The organism is Prosthecobacter algae, from assembly GCF_039542385.1.
Taxonomy (GTDB): domain Bacteria; phylum Verrucomicrobiota; class Verrucomicrobiia; order Verrucomicrobiales; family Verrucomicrobiaceae; genus Prosthecobacter; species Prosthecobacter algae.
In genome coordinates, this window is sequence record NZ_BAABIA010000001.1 from 815,310 (window position 1) to 830,402 (window position 15,093).

Consider the following 15,093-nt stretch of genomic DNA (forward strand, 5'->3'; position numbering starts at 1 on the left):
GAAGGGGCGCGTGGTTTTTGGGAGGTGACTGAGCCCAGTTGGTGTTGCCCCAGGGCGGTGAATGCGGTTTTGCAGTGGTAAAAGGCTGCAAATCAGTTAAAGACACGGCCCCATTATTCGTCTGACCATGCAACCTGCCCCTGAACACACCGAATCCGAGCTGCTTCAATTTCGCCGTCACAAGCTGGAGGAGCTCCAGAAACGTGGCATCGCAGCGTTCGGCGGCAAGTTTGAGGTCACCCATGCCCCAGGCACTCTGAAAGCAAATTTCACCGAGGGGCTGGACGTCCGTGTCGCGGGCCGCATTCTTTCTCGTCGCCAGATGGGCAAGGCCACTTTCTTTGACATCGGCGACATCACCGGCCGCATTCAGTGCTACCTCAGTAAAAATGATGTGGGCGATGAAGCCTATGATCTGTTTGTCCACCAGATTGACATCGGTGACTTCGTGGCCATCGAAGGCCTGAGCTTCGTCACCAAAAAGGGTGAAAACTCCATCCACGTGAAGGTTCTCACGCCAATGAGCAAGGCCCTGCGCCCGCTGCCGGACAAGTGGCATGGCATCGCTGACCGTGAGATCAAGTACCGCCAGCGTTACCTGGACCTCATTTCGAATGAGCAGAGCCGTGAGATCTTTGTGACCCGCAGCAAGATGGTTTCCGAGATCCGCAGCTTCCTCAATGGCCGCGATTTCCTGGAGGTGGAGACCCCGATGATGCAGGACGTTCCCGGCGGTGCCGCTGCACGCCCCTTTGAGACCTATTTTAACGCGCTGGACCAGAAAATGTACCTGCGCATCGCGCCGGAGCTTTACTTGAAAAGGCTGCTCGTGGGTGGTTTTACCAAGGTGTATGAGCTGAATCGCAACTTCCGCAACGAAGGCGTCAGCCGCCGTCACAATCCCGAATTCACCATGCTGGAGGCCTACTGGGCCTACTCTGATTTCGAGCAGATGGCGGATCTGGTGGAAAGCCTCGTCTGCCACCTGGCGGAGAAGTTCTGCGGAGGCCTCAAAATCAAGCGCAATCGCGTGACCGAAATCCGCGCCATCCTGTTCATGATTCCCCGGCTTTGCCAGGAGCATTCCCTCGTTCTTTCTGCTGAGGCACAGACCGAGTTTCAGGCTGTCATTGCCATGGCCCACAAGGCCCTGAATGAGCTGGATCACGAAAAAGCCGCCTCCATCGCCCAGACGACCCGGGCGGAAGTGGCCCGCTTCCTCGGTGTCTGTGAAAAGGAGCTGAATCCTGGGCAGAAGGGCTTCTTTGACGCCATGCTGGCCAAGCTGGATGTCCTCAGCGAAGACGCTTTCATTGATCTCAGCCGCCCTTGGAAGCGCACGCCTTATCGGGATCTCGTCAAAGGTGCCGCCGGGGAAGACTGGTTCACCCTCAGCAAAGAAGCCAAAGTGGAGCGTGCTCAGGGCCTGGGTGTTCATGAAATCCACGCCGGGGATGAGCATTACGAACTCGACCAGAAAATTTTCGAAAAGCTGGTCGAAGAAAAGAGCTTCAATCCCCTCTTCGTCACCCATGTGCCCAAGGAACTAGTGCCATTGGCGAAGCAGAATACCGCGGACGATTCCGTGGTGGATGTCTACGAGCTAGTGATCAATGGTCAGGAGATCAGCCCCGGTTATTCGGAGCTGAACGACCCTATCGTTCAGCGCCAGCGCCTGGAGCACCAGGCCGGCGAAGAGATCCAGAAGATCGACGAGGAGTTCATCCTGGCTCTTGAGCACGGCATGCCGCCTGCAGGTGGCATTGGCATCGGCATTGACCGTCTCATCATGATGCTCACCGGGGCCGAAAGCATCCGCGATGTCGTCCTCTTCCCGCAGCTAAAGCGCAAGGCTGACTGACTTTGCGAGGTTGATCACGGGCCCGCAAAAGCGTAACCTTTTGTCGGGCTCAGCCGTTGACATAACCAAAAGCATTGTGAGTAAACATCACCATCATCATCACGACGGCTGCGTTCGTCAGGAGCCGGAAAAGCTCCTGCGCGAGTCCCTGGAGCGCGCCCGTGCCGCCGGGCTGCGACGCACCAAGGCGCTGGAGGATGTGCTCTCCATTCTCATCCATGCCTGCCAGCCTTTGACGCTGGCCGACATCGCTGAGTCCGACCAGCTTGGCAGCGGGGCCGACAAGGCCACCGTTTACCGCCTTCTCATGAAGCTGGAAGAGCGTACCCTCATTCGTCGGCTAGGCCTGCATGACCGGGCCGCCTACTACACGATGATTCTTCCAGGTGAACACAGCGACTACCTGATCTGCAATGATTGCGGCAGGATCGAAAAACTCGATATTTCCTGCCCGGTTCAGGCCCTTGAGAAGCAGATTGCCAAAAAATCTGGCTTCAAAAAGCTCTATCATGAGCTTGAATTCTTTGGTCAATGTCCGGATTGCGCCGTCTAAACGGCCTTTTTCAGCAGCCAGAGCTCCTTTTAGGGGCCTGCAAACGCCTACTGGGCGCACGAATGCAGATGCCAGGGCAGGGAAGGGCGTGCCGATTTAGCCTGCCTAACTGCTTTTCAGTGTAAATAACTGACGGCGATTATTCCACGCTGGTGGTTCGCGCAGGTTGCTTAGCTGTCGCCTATCTTTCCTCCTTTCCGGTTTGCCCGCCGCTCTGGAAAGCCCTTGAAATAAGGGTTCCAGCGCAGACTAACCAAAAGCGTTTCAATTCATTTGGGATAAAAACACCCTAGATTGAAACGTATTTAATTAACTTGTATTAGAGATTTTCTTGTGAAAAACTTCACAAACAAACGAAAAAGATCTTGCACAAAAGAGGATCTAAACCAAAGTGCCCGCTCCCCGGCCCAAGCACTCCCCGTGAGTGCTGGCTAATGATTCACGAGAGTGAGTCTTTGCTATCGGAGCAGTGAACCGGAAAAACACTGTGCTAGACCCTCTCGAGGGTGGTTGCACTGTCGCTTTCTGATTCCATGCCCGATGAGGCCATTAAGGAACGGAATATTTTTCAGACCATGCCCACCATCAATCAACTCGTCAGACACGGCCGCAAAGATAAAGCGGTGAAGTCGAAGTCGCCTGCGCTTGAAAGCTGCCCGCAGCGTCGCGGCGTTTGCCTTCAGGTCATGACCCGCACGCCAAAGAAGCCTAACTCGGCTTTGCGTAAGGTTGCCAAAGTTCGTTTGACGAACGGCTTCGAAGTTATCGCTTACATCGGTGGTGAAGGCCACAACCTCCAGGAACACAGCATCGTGCTGGTCCGTGGCGGTCGTGTGAAGGATTTGCCGGGTGTGCGTTACCACATCGTCCGCGGTACCCTTGACTGCTTGGGTGTCGATAAGCGCCGTCGTGGCCGTTCCAAGTATGGTGCCAAGCGTCCGAAGAAGGGTGCTGCTGCCGCCGCTCCTGCCAAAGGCAAGAAATAAGCCTTTGCTGAATTCATCCCTCCGTTAAGCCCACCACGATCCCTTACCCGTTATGGCCCGCAGAAAACGCGTTTACGACAAGCCTGTTCACAAAGACTCTCGCTATGATAGCGAGCTTGTGGCTCACCTCATTGCCCGCGTCATGCAGAGCGGCAAAAAGTCCCTCGCTGAGCGCATTGTATATGCCGCCATTGAGCAGTTGAATGAGAAAACCGATTCCATTGATCCTCTGGATCTCTTTAATCGTGCGATCGAAAACGCCAAGCCCAAGGTTGAAGTCAAGGCTCGTCGTGTCGGTGGTGCTACTTATCAGGTGCCTCTCGAAGTCAATCAGTCCCGCTCTGAGTCTCTCGCCATGCGCTGGATCGTTGGTTATGCTCGTGGCCGCAAAGGCGTCCCGATGCACCGCGCCCTCGCCAATGAGCTGAAGGAAGCTTCCACGGGTCAGGGTTCTGCCGTCCGTAAGCGTGACGACGTTCATAAGCAGGCTCAGGCCAACCGCGCCTTCGCTCACTTCCGCTTCTAATAGCGGCTCTTCCCACTACGCTGCCCGTTCACACCACACTTCTTCTGTCACATGTCGAATCCTAACTCCCCCAACCGCGAATATCCTCTGGAGCGTACCCGTAACATCGGGATCTGTGCTCACATTGACGCGGGTAAGACTACTCTGACCGAGCGTATCCTGTTCTACACGGGCATGATTCACCGGATTGGCGAAGTCCATGATGGCGCTGCCACCACCGACTGGATGGAACAGGAAAAAGAGCGCGGCATTACGATCACTTCCGCGGCTGTGACGGCTCGCTGGAAGCAGTTGAAAGAGGAAGGCATCTATAAGATGCGTGAAAACGAAGACATGCGTGTCAATATCATTGACACCCCTGGGCACGTGGACTTCACCGCTGAGGTGGAACGTTCCCTGCGTGTTCTCGATGGTGCCATTTTCGTTCTTTGCGGTGTGGCTGGCGTTCAGCCTCAGTCTGAAACAGTGTATCGTCAGGCTGAAAAATATGGTGTGCCGCGTATCGCGTTTGTGAACAAGATGGACCGCACCGGTGCCAACTTCGACAACGTGGTCAAAGACGTTCGTCAGAAACTGGGTGCAAATGCCTGGCCTATTCTTATCCCGATCGGTGCTGAAGACAACCTCTCCGGCCAGATTGACGTGGTGAACAACAAGGCGATCATTTACAATGATGACGACCGTTTTGGTTCGACTTACACCGTTCGTGAGCTCGAAGGGGCTGAAATCGCCAAGGCCAAAGAAGCCTATGATGGCCTTCTTGACCAGGTTTGCAGCCATGATGAAGAAATCGGCATGCTGTTCCTTGAAGAACAGCCGATCTCCATCGCCCAGCTCAAAGAAGGTCTTCGCCGCTGCGTGATCGCCAACAAGATTATCCCGATGGCCGGTGGTTCCGCCTTCAAGAACAAAGGCGTTCAGTATCTGATTGATGCTGTAATTGACTATCTTCCCGGCCCTCTCGACATCGCCCCTCAGAAAGGCCACGTCATTGATGAACCTGAAAACGAAATCGAAGCCATCCCGGATGATAACGGCAAGTTCATTGCCCTGGGCTTCAAACTCTGGTCTGACAAGTTTGGTCGTCTGGTTTTCTTCCGCGTGTACTCCGGCTGCGTACGGAAAGGTGACACGATCTACAACCCCCGCACCCGCAAGTCTGAGCGTGTCGGCCGCCTCATCCAGATCCAAGCCAGCGTCCATAAAGACATCGACTGCTGCTATTCTGGCGATATCGCCGCCCTTGTGGGTGTGAAAGATGTTCGCACTGGCGACACTTTCTGCGATGAAAGCCTGGACGTGCTTCTTGAGCCTCCAACCTTCCCAGAACCCGTGATCTCCATGGCTGTCGAGCCGAAGACAAAGGGTGACCAGGAAAAAATGGGCAATGCCCTCCAGCGTCTGTCTGAAGAAGATCCAACCTTCTTCGTCAAGACGGATGAAGAAACCGGCCAGACCATCATCGCTGGCATGGGTGAGCTTCACCTTGAAATTCTCTGCGACCGCCTCAAGCGCGAGCACAAAGTGGAAACGAACACAGGCAAACCCCAGATCGCCTATCGTGAGACCCTCACGCAGGAAGCGGATGGAGACGGCAAGCTGGTCAAGCAGTCTGGTGGTCGCGGTCAGTATGGTCACGTGGTGATCAAGGTCCGCCCCGGCGAAAAAGGTTCCGGCATCGTGGTCGAAAACAAGACTGTCGGCGGCACCATCCCGAAAGAATTCATCAACCCATCCAAAGCTGGTTGTATTGAGGCAGCCCTGAATGGCATTATCGCCGGTTACCCGGTGATCGATATGCACATTGACCTGGTTGACGGTTCGAGCCATGACGTTGACTCCAACGAAAATGCTTTCAAGATGGCCGCCATCTTCGCCGTCAAGGACGCCCTGAAGAAAGCCAAGTGCATCCTGCTCGAGCCAATCATGGCGGTGGAAGCCTCCACACCCGAAGATTATCAGGGTGACATCATGGGTGACCTTAACCGTCGCCGTGGCAAGATCCAGGGTATCGACACCCGCGGTACCACCGCGATCGTCCGCTGCGAAGTGCCTCTGGCCGAGATGTTCGGCTACTCGACCACCATCCGCACTCTCTCCTCTGGTCGCGCCAGCTACTCGATGCAGCCTTCGCACTTTGAGCAGGTTCCCCAGCAGATCGTTGAGCAGATCGTCGAGCAGCGCGGCGGTGCCAAGAATTAAGCCCCATTTCAAGTTAACACTTCACGGACACACGCCATGAGCAATCAGAGAATCAGAATCCGCCTCCGCGCCTACGACTACCGCGTGCTTGACAAAAGCACCGCTGATATCGTCGAGACCGCGAAGCGCACGGGTGCCAAAGTGGCCGGCCCGATCCCTCTTCCGACCCGTATCGAGAAGTTCACCGTGAACCGTTCCCCGCACGTGGACAAGAAGTCCATGGACCAGTTCGAAATCCGCACCCACAAGCGCTTGCTTGACATCGTGGACCCCACCTCCCGCACCGTGGACGAGCTGAAGAAGCTCAATCTCCCTTCCGGCGTGGACATCACGATCAAAATCTAGTCTCACCCCGCGAACGACTCCCCAGGAGGTAAATCACTATGTCTTTAGGATTGATTGGCAAAAAAATCGGCATGACGAAAGTCTATACCGACAAAGGCGAAGCCATCGCCGTCACAGTTGTGGACGTCAGCGGCAACGCACTGATCCAGGTGAAGCAGGCATCGGGCAAGGACGGCTACAGCGCAGTCCAGGTCGGTTACGATGACCAGAAGGAAAGCCGCATGACGAAGCCCGTCCTCGGTCACTTCAAGAAGCACGGCGTCAGCGCCAAGCGCATCATCAAAGAATTCCGCGTCACTTCTGACGACCAGTTGCCTGCAGCCGATGCAAAGATCGACGCTAGCCTGTTCAGCAATGGGCAGTGGGTTGACGTGATCGGCACCACCAAGGGCAAAGGTTTCCAGGGCGTTGTGAAACGCTGGAACTTCGCCGGCCAGCCGCAGACCCACGGTTCCATGATGCATCGTCGTCCAGGTTCCATCGGTTGCCGTCTGACTCCCGGTCTCGTCTGGAAAAACCAGAAGATGCCTGGTCATGACGGTGTGGATCGTGTGACCACCCAGAATTTGAAAGTCATCCAGAGCCGCCCTGAAGAAGGCGTGCTTCTCATCAGCGGCGCCATCCCTGGCAACAAAGGCAGCATCGTCGTGGTGCGCCCTGCCAAGAAGAAGCCTGCTCCAGCAGCCCAGTAACCCCGAGGAATTGAATCATGTCAGCAACCGTACTTTCCACTGAAAGCGCCAAGCAGGCCAGCTTGAACCTCGTTGAGGGTCATCAGGGCAAGCAGGCACTTAACGACGTCCTCGTCGCCTACCGCGCCAACCGCCGCCAGGGTAACGCCCACACCAAGTCTCGTGCAGAAGTTTCCGGCTCCGGCTCGAAACTCTGGAACCAGAAGGGCACCGGCAACGCCCGTATGGGTAGCAAGCGCTCCCCAATCTGGTCCGGTGGTGGTGTCGTCTTCGGCCCCAAGACCCGCGACTGGTCCAAAAAGACCACCAAGAACGTTCGTAAGCTTGCCTTCCGCACCGCTCTTACCGCTCGTATCACCGACGGCGCCATCTCGACCATCGCTGGTTTCTCTGTCGCCGATGGCAAAACCAAAAGTTTCGTGAGCGCCGTGTCGGCCCTCTCGTCCGCTAAGAAGACTCTGATCGTCGGCGCGTTCGACGAACTTACCTTCCGCTCCGCACGCAACGTGCAGAATGTTCAGCTCATTTCCGCTGAAGAGGTCAATGCAGAACATCTCCTGCTTTATCCGCAGGTCCTCGTGATCGCTGACGCTCTCCCAATCCTTGCCCGGAGGACTGCAGTCTAATATGAAAGATCCGCAAACGATCATCCAAACGATCCGTCTCACTGAAAAGGCCACGATGCTTGGCGAAACGAACAACGAGTACGTGTTCGTCGTGCATCCAAAGGCTAATAAGTTGGAAATCAAGCAGGCAGTCGAGAAGCACTTCGGCAAGAAAGTTGAAGCTGTTCGAACCGCCAACTATGCAGGCAAAGCCCGTCGCGAACGTCGTGCTGATTATGGCCGCACCAATCACTGGAAGAAAGCCATCGTGCGTCTGAAAGACGGCGAGCGCATCGACCTCGTGTAATCCTCAATTTCGGTAACCCTTTAAACAGAAAGACGCAGAGCCATGGCGCTGAAAACTTTCAAGCCCAATACCCCGTCCAACCGCTACAAGGAGTGGAACTCCTTTGAGGAGATCACTAAGGACACCCCGCAGCGCAGCCTTACCGTTGCTCTTCGTAAGTCCGGCGGTCGCAATAACACTGGTCGCATCACCACCCGTCACATCGGCGGTGGTCATGAACGCCGCTACCGTTTGATTGACTTCAAGCGTGTCCGCCGTGACGAAGCCGCCAAGGTGATTGCTATCGAATACGATCCAAACCGCTCCGCCCGCATCGCACTGGTGGAATACAAGGACGGGCAGCGTGCCTACATCCTTGCGCCAAACGCCCTTCAAGTGGGTGCCAGCGTGATGGCCGGTGAGAAGGCTGCTCCAGATGTGGGCAATGCCCTCCCTCTGCGCAAGATCCCTCTTGGTACTTCTATCCACAATGTGGAACTCACCCAGGGTCGTGGTGGTGTTGCAGCCCGCGCCGCTGGCCAGGCAGCCATCCTCTCTAACCGTGAAGGTGAATACGCCCTGGTGCGCATGCCTTCTGGTGAAATCCGCAAGATTCACGCTGAGTGCTACGCCACGATCGGTCAGGTCGGTAACACGGAGCACATGAACGTGGTTTCTGGCAAAGCTGGCCGCACACGCTGGCAGGGCACCCGCCCAACCGTCCGCGGTATGTGTATGAACCCGATTGACCACCCGAACGGTGGTGGTGAAGGTCGTTCCAAGTCCGGTGGTGGTCGTCAGCACCTTCTCAGCCCATGGGGCCACGCGAAGGGCGAGAAGACTCGCAACAAGAAGAAGGCGACGAACAAACTTATTGTTCAGACCCGTCACGCTAAGAAGTAACCTGTTTTTCCGAATCCTGATTCAATAGCCCTATGGCACGCTCACTCAAAAAAGGACCTTTCGTCCAGCAAGCCCTGCTCGACAAAGTGGACAAGCTCAACGACGCCGGCCAAAAGCGCCCGGTGAAGACCTGGGCCCGCAGCTCGATGATCACTCCTGACCTTGTTGGCCACACCTTCTTGGTGCATAATGGCAAGGACTTCGTGAGCGTTTATGTCACGGAAAACATGGTCGGACACCGTCTTGGTGAATTCGCCCTGACGCGTATCTTCAAGGGCCATGGTGCCCACACCGTCAAGGCTGCTAAGTAATCTTCGAAAGCGCTCCGTTCTACTCCTGCACTTCATGTTCTCTCGTCTTCATCACCATCTAGCCCGGCGCGCTTCGCTGCTTTTTGCAGCGGTGGCAGTGTTAGGTGGTGCCCAGGCGCAGACCGCTTTTGAGCTTCAGGAGTTGAACATGACCCTCCAGGTCGCCGCCCAGAAGATTCAGGCGCTGGAATCCCAGCTCGCCGCCTCGAAAGACAAAACAGATGCGCTGACGCAGAGTGCGGCAGCCGCTAACCAGGAAGCCAACGACCTCAAGGATCGCTACGAAAAACTTCGTGGTCTTCTCGAAGGTCTCGGAATTGCCGCCCTGGAAAACTCGACGGATCAGACCCAGGGGCGTCTGCTCTCCGCCATCAGCGATCTCCGGATCGCTGAAACTTCCCGTCAGAAACTGGCTGACAGCCTGATGGAGCTCGCTGAAGCTTCCTTGCAGTTCGCCAAAACCGTCCAGACCCCGGACGCTGCTTCCAGTGATCGTCTTTCCAAGGCACTCACCAAAGCAGAAGCGGTTCTTATCGCTGCCGCTGCCCCCGAAGGTACGGCTCCTGCCGAACCAGCAAATCTTCAGGATGCGCGCATCGTCAGTCTCAAGCCGGACCTCGGCATTGCAGTTTTGTCAGTCGGATCCCGTGATGGCGTGAAGCCTGGGATGCCATTTGAAATTTATCGCGAGGACAAACCCATCGCAAAAATCCTCGTCACTGAAGTGCGCAGCTCTGTTAGCGGTGCAGTGGTTCAGGAGTTAGCAAACGCAACTGATCCGGTGAAGGTCGGAGACAGAGGCAAAGTGGATATCAACAGATCATTCTAAGGTTATGGAAGTGCGTTCAATCTATAAATACGCCCGCATCTCGTCGCAGAAGGCGCGTCAAGTCACACGGGCAATCACCGGTATGCCGGTGTCACAGGCTCTCAGCGTTCTCGACTTCACCCCAAAGAAGGCCGCGTTCCTGGTGGGCAAAGTTCTTCGTTCGGCTGTCGCCAATGCGGAAAACAATCATGAACTGGATGCCGATGAACTCGTCGTCCGCAGTGCCGTCGCTACTCCAGGGCCAGCCCTGAAGCGCATCACGCCACGTGCTCGCGGTTCTGCATCACCAATCAAAAAACGCATGACGCACATCACCGTCGTGCTCGGCGCAAAACCGGAAGAGGCTGAAAAGCCTGTCCGCAAAAACCGGTCTCCAAAGGCCAAAGTTGCCGCTGAATAATCACTCAGACACCACACACTGATTTATGGGACAGAAAGTTAATCCAATCGGCTTCCGCCTCGCGGTCTCTAAAGACTGGCGCTCCAAGTGGTATGCTCCTGAGAAAGAGTACGCCGATGCACTGCATAGCGACCTTGCAATCCGCAAGTACCTCAAGGAGAAGCTCATGCAGGCCGCCTTGTCGAAGATCATCATCGAACGTGCCTGGAACCAGGTCCGTGTCACCCTTCACACCGCCCGTCCAGGCTTGGTGATCGGCCGTAAGGGCCAGGAGATTGAAGTGATGAGCCAGAAGGTCTCTGAAATGTGTGGTGGCAAGCAGGTGAAGATCGACATCTTCGAAATCAAGCAGCCAGAACTTGACGCCCAGCTCATCGCTGAAAGCGTCGCTGTTCAGCTTGAGCGTCGTATTTCCTTCCGCCGCGCGATGAAGCGTGCCGTTCAGACCGCCATGGACATGGGCGGCGAGGGCATTCGTATCCGCGTCGCAGGACGTCTCGGTGGCGCTGACATCGCTCGTGCTGAGCAATATCGTCAGGGCAAGGTGCCTCTTCAGACCCTTCGTATCCCGATCGACTACGGCTTCACTGAAGCCCGCACCGTTTACGGCATCATCGGCGTCAAAGTCTGGATGAACCGCGGCAACGCCCCTGAAAACACCACACCTCGCAATGACCGTCGCCGTGAGCGCGGTGATCGTGGTGGCGACCGCAACAGCGGTGGCGGTGGTGCTGGCGGCATCGGTCGTCGCGGTGGTGAGCGCTCCGGCCCGCCACGTTATCAGCAGGGAGGCCAGTCCTCCTATCAGCAGTCCCAGGCTCCTGCCGCTCCAGCAGCAGATGCCGCTCCTGCAGCAGCCCAGTAATTTTTAAAGTAACCCCCTTTTCAGGATTCCCAACAGGAGTTGACTTATGGCCCTTCTTCCAAGTCGTGTAAAACATCGCAAGACCCAGCGCGGCAGCCGCTCTGGCACCGCATCCCGTGGCAACAAACTCGACTTCGGTGAGTTTGGCCTTCAGACCCTGGATCGTGGCTGGATCAAAAACAATCAGATCGAAGCTTGCCGTGTTGCGATCAACCGCTTCCTCAAGCGTAAGGGCAAGGTGTTCATTCGCATTTTCCCTCACAAGCCTGTGACTGCCCGTCCGCCAGAAACCCGAATGGGTAAAGGCAAAGGCTCCCCAGAATTTTGGGTGGCAGTCGTGCTCCCAGGGCACATGCTGTTTGAAATCTCTGGCGTGAACGAGGCCACTGCCCGTGAAGCCAGCCGTCTCGCCGCCAACAAACTCGGCCTGCGCACACGTTTCGTGAGCCGCGCTGCTTCCATCTAATTCCTCGCACCTGACCTATCATGAAGATCCAAGAACTCCGTGAACTGTCTGTCGACGAGCTCAATGCCCGTCGGCGTGAGCTCCGCCAGGAAATGCTGAACCTCCGTCTGCAGCAGCAGAGCGGTCAGCTCGAAAACCCATCCCGTCTGAAGCTCCTTCGCCGCGAAGTCGCCCGCATTGAGACCATCGTTACTGATCGTGCTCAAGCCGTCGCCAGCAAGGCAGCCTAAGCTCCATCGCAATCCCCTGACCTTTTTCCAAAATCATGAGTGAGGCTACAACCGCAGAAGCGCAACCTATCAAGGCCCCCGTCCGCAAGGAACGTGTTGGCATGGTGGTGTCCGACAAGATGAACAAGACCATCGTGGTCGAGGTGGAGCGCCGCGTGCCACACCCACGGTTCAAGAAAATCATCCGCAAGACTTCCAAGTTCTATGCGCATGACGAAAGCGAGCAGGCCAAGGTGGGCGACAAAGTGCTCATCGTTGAGTGCCGCCCCCTGAGCAAGCTCAAGCGCTGGAACCTGGTCGAAGTGCAGAAGCACTAACCGGTACGAGACAGTTCAACCCATTCATCTGAGGAAGAAAAGTTATGTTGCAAATGGAGTCGTCAATCCCGGTGGCCGATAACACCGGTGCCCGAGTCGCCAAAATGATCGGTGTGCTCGGCAAAAAGAATACCCGTTTCGCTTACGTCGGTGATATCATCACCGCTCACGTTCGTGAATCCACCCCGACCGCCAGCGTCAAGAAGGGCGAAGTCGTCCGCGCCGTCGTCGTCCGTACCGCGCACCCAATCCGCCGCAATGACGGTTCGATCCTCCGTTTCGACCGGAACGCGATCGTCATCATTGACAAAGACAACAATCCTAAAGGAACCCGTATCTTCGGTCCTGTGGCTCGTGAGCTGCGCGACAAGAATTTCATGAAGATCGTCTCCCTTGCCCCCGAAGTGCTATGAGCCAGATCAAGACCCACGTCAAAAAGGGCGACACCGTCGTCGTCACCTCCGGTGCCCATAAAGGCGCACAGGGCACCATCATTGAAGTGCAGACCGCCAAGAACCGTGTTCTTATCGAAGGCGTGCGCATGATCAAGAAGACCGTCAAGCCTTCCCAGGAGCGCCCAAACGGTGGTATTATCGAGCAAGAAGGCCCGATTCATATCTCCAACGTCAAGCTTGCTGAAACAAAAGCAAAATCGACGAAGAAGACAGTTGCGAAGAAGAAGTAGTCAACGAATATGCTCACCCCCTTTGTTTCGCGCCCCGTCTTCGCGTGGCCTGCAAAGGAAAGGAAGCTCAGCCAAATCTGATCCATGGAACCCCTGCTGCAAAAGCTCTATAAAGATACCGTTCGCGATGCGCTCAAAGCGCAGCTCGCTCTCGAAAACGTCCATCAAGTCCCCAAGCTTGAAAAGATCGTCATCAACTGCTCCGTCGGCTCCCAAGGTGAGCGCAAGCAGGCCATTGAGGATGCCGTTAACGAAGTCACCCTGATCACCGGCCAGAAGCCCGTCATCACTCTCTCGAAGAAGGCCATCGCCAACTTCAAATTGCGTGAAGGTGAGGCTGTCGGCGTCAAGGTCACTCTTCGTGGCACCCGCATGTATGACTTCCTCATGCGTCTGGTGAAGACTGCTGTGCCACGTATTCGTGACTTCCGCGGTGTTGCTCCAAAAGCTTTTGATGGCCGTGGTAACTATACCCTTGGCATCAGCGACCAGTCCATTTTCCCTGAGATCGAGCTCGACAAGGTCAAGCGCACTCTGGGCTTCGACATTACCTTTGTGACTTCGACCAACAGCGATGATCATGCGCGTGAATTGCTGCGCGCTCTCGGCATGCCGTTCCGTGGCAAGACCGCCCAGTCCAAGCCTGGTGAGTCCGCCGAAGCCGCCGCTTAATCCTAACAGCCGATATTCCGCGTCCCATGACTGACCCGATTTCCGATTTCCTTACCCGCATCCGCAATGCAGCCTCCGCAGGCCAGCAGGAAGTGTTTGTGCCTTTCTCCAAAATGAAGGCCGAGCTGTCCCGCATCCTGCAGGAAGAAGGCTACATCTGGAGCTACGAAGTGGATACGAAGGAGACTCATCCTCGTCTCAAACTGAAACTCAAGTACCAGGGCAAGTCCCCGGTCATCCGCAGCCTGACCCGCATCAGCAAGCCTGGTCTGCGTAAATATGTCGGCTCCACCGAGATCCCTCGCGTGCTCGGCGGCCTTGGCATCTCCATCCTGTCCACCTCCCGCGGCATCATGACTGGTGCCCGTGCGAAGAAAGCCAAAGTGGGCGGCGAACTTCTGGCGCAAATCTGGTAACACGAGGATCATCATCATGTCACGAGTCGGTAAACAACCCATTTCTCTCCCGGACAAGGTCACCGTGCAGATCAGCGCCACTGGTGGCGTGGTCGTCGAAGGACCCAAGGGCAAGCTCACCTGGACACTCCCAGAGGGAGTTTCAGTCACGAACGAAGGCAAAGAGCTTTCGGTCACCCGTTCCAGCGAAGACCGCAAGGTCCGCGCTATGCATGGCACCAGCCAGCGCCTGATCAGCAATATGATCGAAGGCGTCAGCAAAGGCTACACGAAGAACCTTGAAATCCATGGCGTCGGTTTCCGCGCCGCGGTGAAGGGGAGCGTGATTGATCTGAACCTGGGCCAGTCGCATCCACGTCTCCATCCGATCCCTGCCGGTGTGAAAGTCACTGTCGCAGACAACACGAAGATCGCGATTGAAGGCATTGACAAGCAGGTCGTCGGGCAGCTCGCCGCTGATATCCGCGCCTATTACCCGCCAGAGCCTTACAAGGCCAAAGGGGTTCGTTATGCAGGCGAGCAAATCCGCCGCAAGGCAGGCAAGAGTGTGAAGTAATAGGAGGAAAGTCATCATGGCAGCGAAGAACCGCAAACTCACCCGCTCGCGTATCCACGCGCGCATCCGCAAGACCCTCAGTGGCACTCCTCAGCGTCCACGTCTGGCAGTTTATTTTTCGAACTCCAACGTGTATGCTCAGCTCATTGACGACGTGGCAGGCAAGACCATCGTGTCTGCTTCCACGAAGGAAAAAGGCTTCGGCGAAAGCCGCGCCAACAGCGTTACCGCCGCCAAGGTGGGACAGGCTGTTGCTGAGCGCGCCCTGGCCGCAAACATCACAGCCGTGGTTTTCGATCGCGGTGGCTTCACCTATCACGGCAAAGTGAAAGCACTTGCCGACGCCGCCCGCGAAAAAGGTTTGAAATTCTAATCTCGACGAATCCC

At 56.1% G+C, this 15,093-nt stretch carries 23 protein-coding genes; all 23 read left to right on the top strand.

Translation table 11 applies throughout. The features are described 5' to 3' along the window. The first annotated feature begins 127 nt into the window (after positions 1 to 127). Positions 128 to 1,861, top strand: coding sequence for a lysine--tRNA ligase (locus ABEB25_RS03215; protein ID WP_345734942.1), 1,734 nt, complete (start codon positions 128 to 130; stop codon positions 1,859 to 1,861). A 76-nt stretch (positions 1,862 to 1,937) separates the two neighbouring features. Then, entirely contained in the window at positions 1,938 to 2,414 is a 477-nt protein-coding gene (locus tag ABEB25_RS03220; RefSeq protein ID WP_345734943.1) for a Fur family transcriptional regulator, read from the top strand. Between the two features lie 575 nt (positions 2,415 to 2,989). Beyond that, positions 2,990 to 3,400, top strand: coding sequence for a 30S ribosomal protein S12 (gene rpsL / locus ABEB25_RS03225; protein WP_133797536.1), 411 nt, complete (start codon positions 2,990 to 2,992; stop codon positions 3,398 to 3,400). A 52-nt stretch (positions 3,401 to 3,452) separates the two neighbouring features. Next, positions 3,453 to 3,926 carry a 30S ribosomal protein S7 gene (rpsG, locus tag ABEB25_RS03230; protein ID WP_184212389.1) on the top strand — a complete coding sequence of 158 codons (474 nt, stop codon included), beginning with the start codon at positions 3,453 to 3,455 and terminating at the stop codon, positions 3,924 to 3,926. Positions 3,927 to 3,977: 51 nt separating this feature from the next. Further along, positions 3,978 to 6,128, top strand: a complete 2,151-nt coding sequence (fusA, locus tag ABEB25_RS03235; RefSeq protein ID WP_345734944.1) for an elongation factor G — start codon at positions 3,978 to 3,980, stop codon at positions 6,126 to 6,128. Between the two features lie 36 nt (positions 6,129 to 6,164). Beyond that, the gene (gene rpsJ, locus ABEB25_RS03240) at positions 6,165 to 6,473 is read left to right on the top strand and encodes a 30S ribosomal protein S10 (protein WP_133797533.1); all 309 of its coding nucleotides are present in this window, start codon (positions 6,165 to 6,167) and stop codon (positions 6,471 to 6,473) included. Positions 6,474 to 6,511: 38 nt separating this feature from the next. Beyond that, entirely contained in the window at positions 6,512 to 7,165 is a 654-nt protein-coding gene (gene rplC, locus ABEB25_RS03245) for a 50S ribosomal protein L3 (protein ID WP_345734945.1), read from the top strand. Between the two features lie 17 nt (positions 7,166 to 7,182). Further along, positions 7,183 to 7,791 carry a 50S ribosomal protein L4 gene (gene rplD, locus ABEB25_RS03250; RefSeq protein ID WP_345734946.1) on the top strand — a complete coding sequence of 203 codons (609 nt, stop codon included), beginning with the start codon at positions 7,183 to 7,185 and terminating at the stop codon, positions 7,789 to 7,791. 1 nt (position 7,792) lies between these two features. Then, positions 7,793 to 8,077 (top strand): 50S ribosomal protein L23, encoded by a 285-nt coding sequence (gene rplW, locus ABEB25_RS03255; RefSeq protein ID WP_345734947.1) that lies wholly within the window; start codon positions 7,793 to 7,795, stop codon positions 8,075 to 8,077. 42 nt (positions 8,078 to 8,119) lie between these two features. Continuing rightward, positions 8,120 to 8,959: a 50S ribosomal protein L2 gene (rplB, locus tag ABEB25_RS03260; RefSeq protein ID WP_345734948.1), complete on the top strand. Its 840-nt coding sequence runs from the start codon at positions 8,120 to 8,122 to the stop codon at positions 8,957 to 8,959. A 32-nt stretch (positions 8,960 to 8,991) separates the two neighbouring features. After that, entirely contained in the window at positions 8,992 to 9,270 is a 279-nt protein-coding gene (gene rpsS, locus ABEB25_RS03265; RefSeq protein WP_184212377.1) for a 30S ribosomal protein S19, read from the top strand. Positions 9,271 to 9,418: 148 nt separating this feature from the next. Further along, positions 9,419 to 10,099: a hypothetical protein gene (locus ABEB25_RS03270; RefSeq protein WP_345734949.1), complete on the top strand. Its 681-nt coding sequence runs from the start codon at positions 9,419 to 9,421 to the stop codon at positions 10,097 to 10,099. 4 nt (positions 10,100 to 10,103) lie between these two features. Further along, the gene (rplV, locus tag ABEB25_RS03275) at positions 10,104 to 10,499 is read left to right on the top strand and encodes a 50S ribosomal protein L22 (protein WP_345734950.1); all 396 of its coding nucleotides are present in this window, start codon (positions 10,104 to 10,106) and stop codon (positions 10,497 to 10,499) included. A 25-nt stretch (positions 10,500 to 10,524) separates the two neighbouring features. Beyond that, the gene (gene rpsC / locus ABEB25_RS03280) at positions 10,525 to 11,364 is read left to right on the top strand and encodes a 30S ribosomal protein S3 (protein WP_345734951.1); all 840 of its coding nucleotides are present in this window, start codon (positions 10,525 to 10,527) and stop codon (positions 11,362 to 11,364) included. Positions 11,365 to 11,410: 46 nt separating this feature from the next. Then, positions 11,411 to 11,830 (top strand): 50S ribosomal protein L16, encoded by a 420-nt coding sequence (rplP, locus tag ABEB25_RS03285; protein ID WP_184212362.1) that lies wholly within the window; start codon positions 11,411 to 11,413, stop codon positions 11,828 to 11,830. A 20-nt stretch (positions 11,831 to 11,850) separates the two neighbouring features. Continuing rightward, on the top strand, positions 11,851 to 12,060 hold the full coding sequence (rpmC, locus tag ABEB25_RS03290; RefSeq protein ID WP_345734952.1) for a 50S ribosomal protein L29: 210 nt from the start codon (positions 11,851 to 11,853) through the stop codon (positions 12,058 to 12,060). Positions 12,061 to 12,095: 35 nt separating this feature from the next. Continuing rightward, entirely contained in the window at positions 12,096 to 12,377 is a 282-nt protein-coding gene (rpsQ, locus tag ABEB25_RS03295; RefSeq protein WP_184212357.1) for a 30S ribosomal protein S17, read from the top strand. A 44-nt stretch (positions 12,378 to 12,421) separates the two neighbouring features. Further along, the gene (gene rplN / locus ABEB25_RS03300; protein ID WP_133797521.1) at positions 12,422 to 12,790 is read left to right on the top strand and encodes a 50S ribosomal protein L14; all 369 of its coding nucleotides are present in this window, start codon (positions 12,422 to 12,424) and stop codon (positions 12,788 to 12,790) included. Further along, positions 12,787 to 13,062 carry a 50S ribosomal protein L24 gene (rplX, locus tag ABEB25_RS03305; protein ID WP_345734953.1) on the top strand — a complete coding sequence of 92 codons (276 nt, stop codon included), beginning with the start codon at positions 12,787 to 12,789 and terminating at the stop codon, positions 13,060 to 13,062. Before rplN ends, rplX begins: the two co-directional genes overlap by 4 nt. 84 nt (positions 13,063 to 13,146) lie before the next feature. After that, entirely contained in the window at positions 13,147 to 13,734 is a 588-nt protein-coding gene (rplE, locus tag ABEB25_RS03310) for a 50S ribosomal protein L5 (RefSeq protein WP_345734954.1), read from the top strand. Between the two features lie 26 nt (positions 13,735 to 13,760). Beyond that, complete coding sequence (gene rpsH, locus ABEB25_RS03315; RefSeq protein WP_184212351.1) at positions 13,761 to 14,150, top strand: 30S ribosomal protein S8; 390 nt, start codon at positions 13,761 to 13,763, stop codon at positions 14,148 to 14,150. A gap of 16 nt (positions 14,151 to 14,166) precedes the next feature. Further along, positions 14,167 to 14,706, top strand: coding sequence for a 50S ribosomal protein L6 (rplF, locus tag ABEB25_RS03320; protein ID WP_345734955.1), 540 nt, complete (start codon positions 14,167 to 14,169; stop codon positions 14,704 to 14,706). A 16-nt stretch (positions 14,707 to 14,722) separates the two neighbouring features. Further along, complete coding sequence (gene rplR, locus ABEB25_RS03325) at positions 14,723 to 15,079, top strand: 50S ribosomal protein L18 (protein ID WP_345734956.1); 357 nt, start codon at positions 14,723 to 14,725, stop codon at positions 15,077 to 15,079. Positions 15,080 to 15,093: the final 14 nt, after the last annotated feature.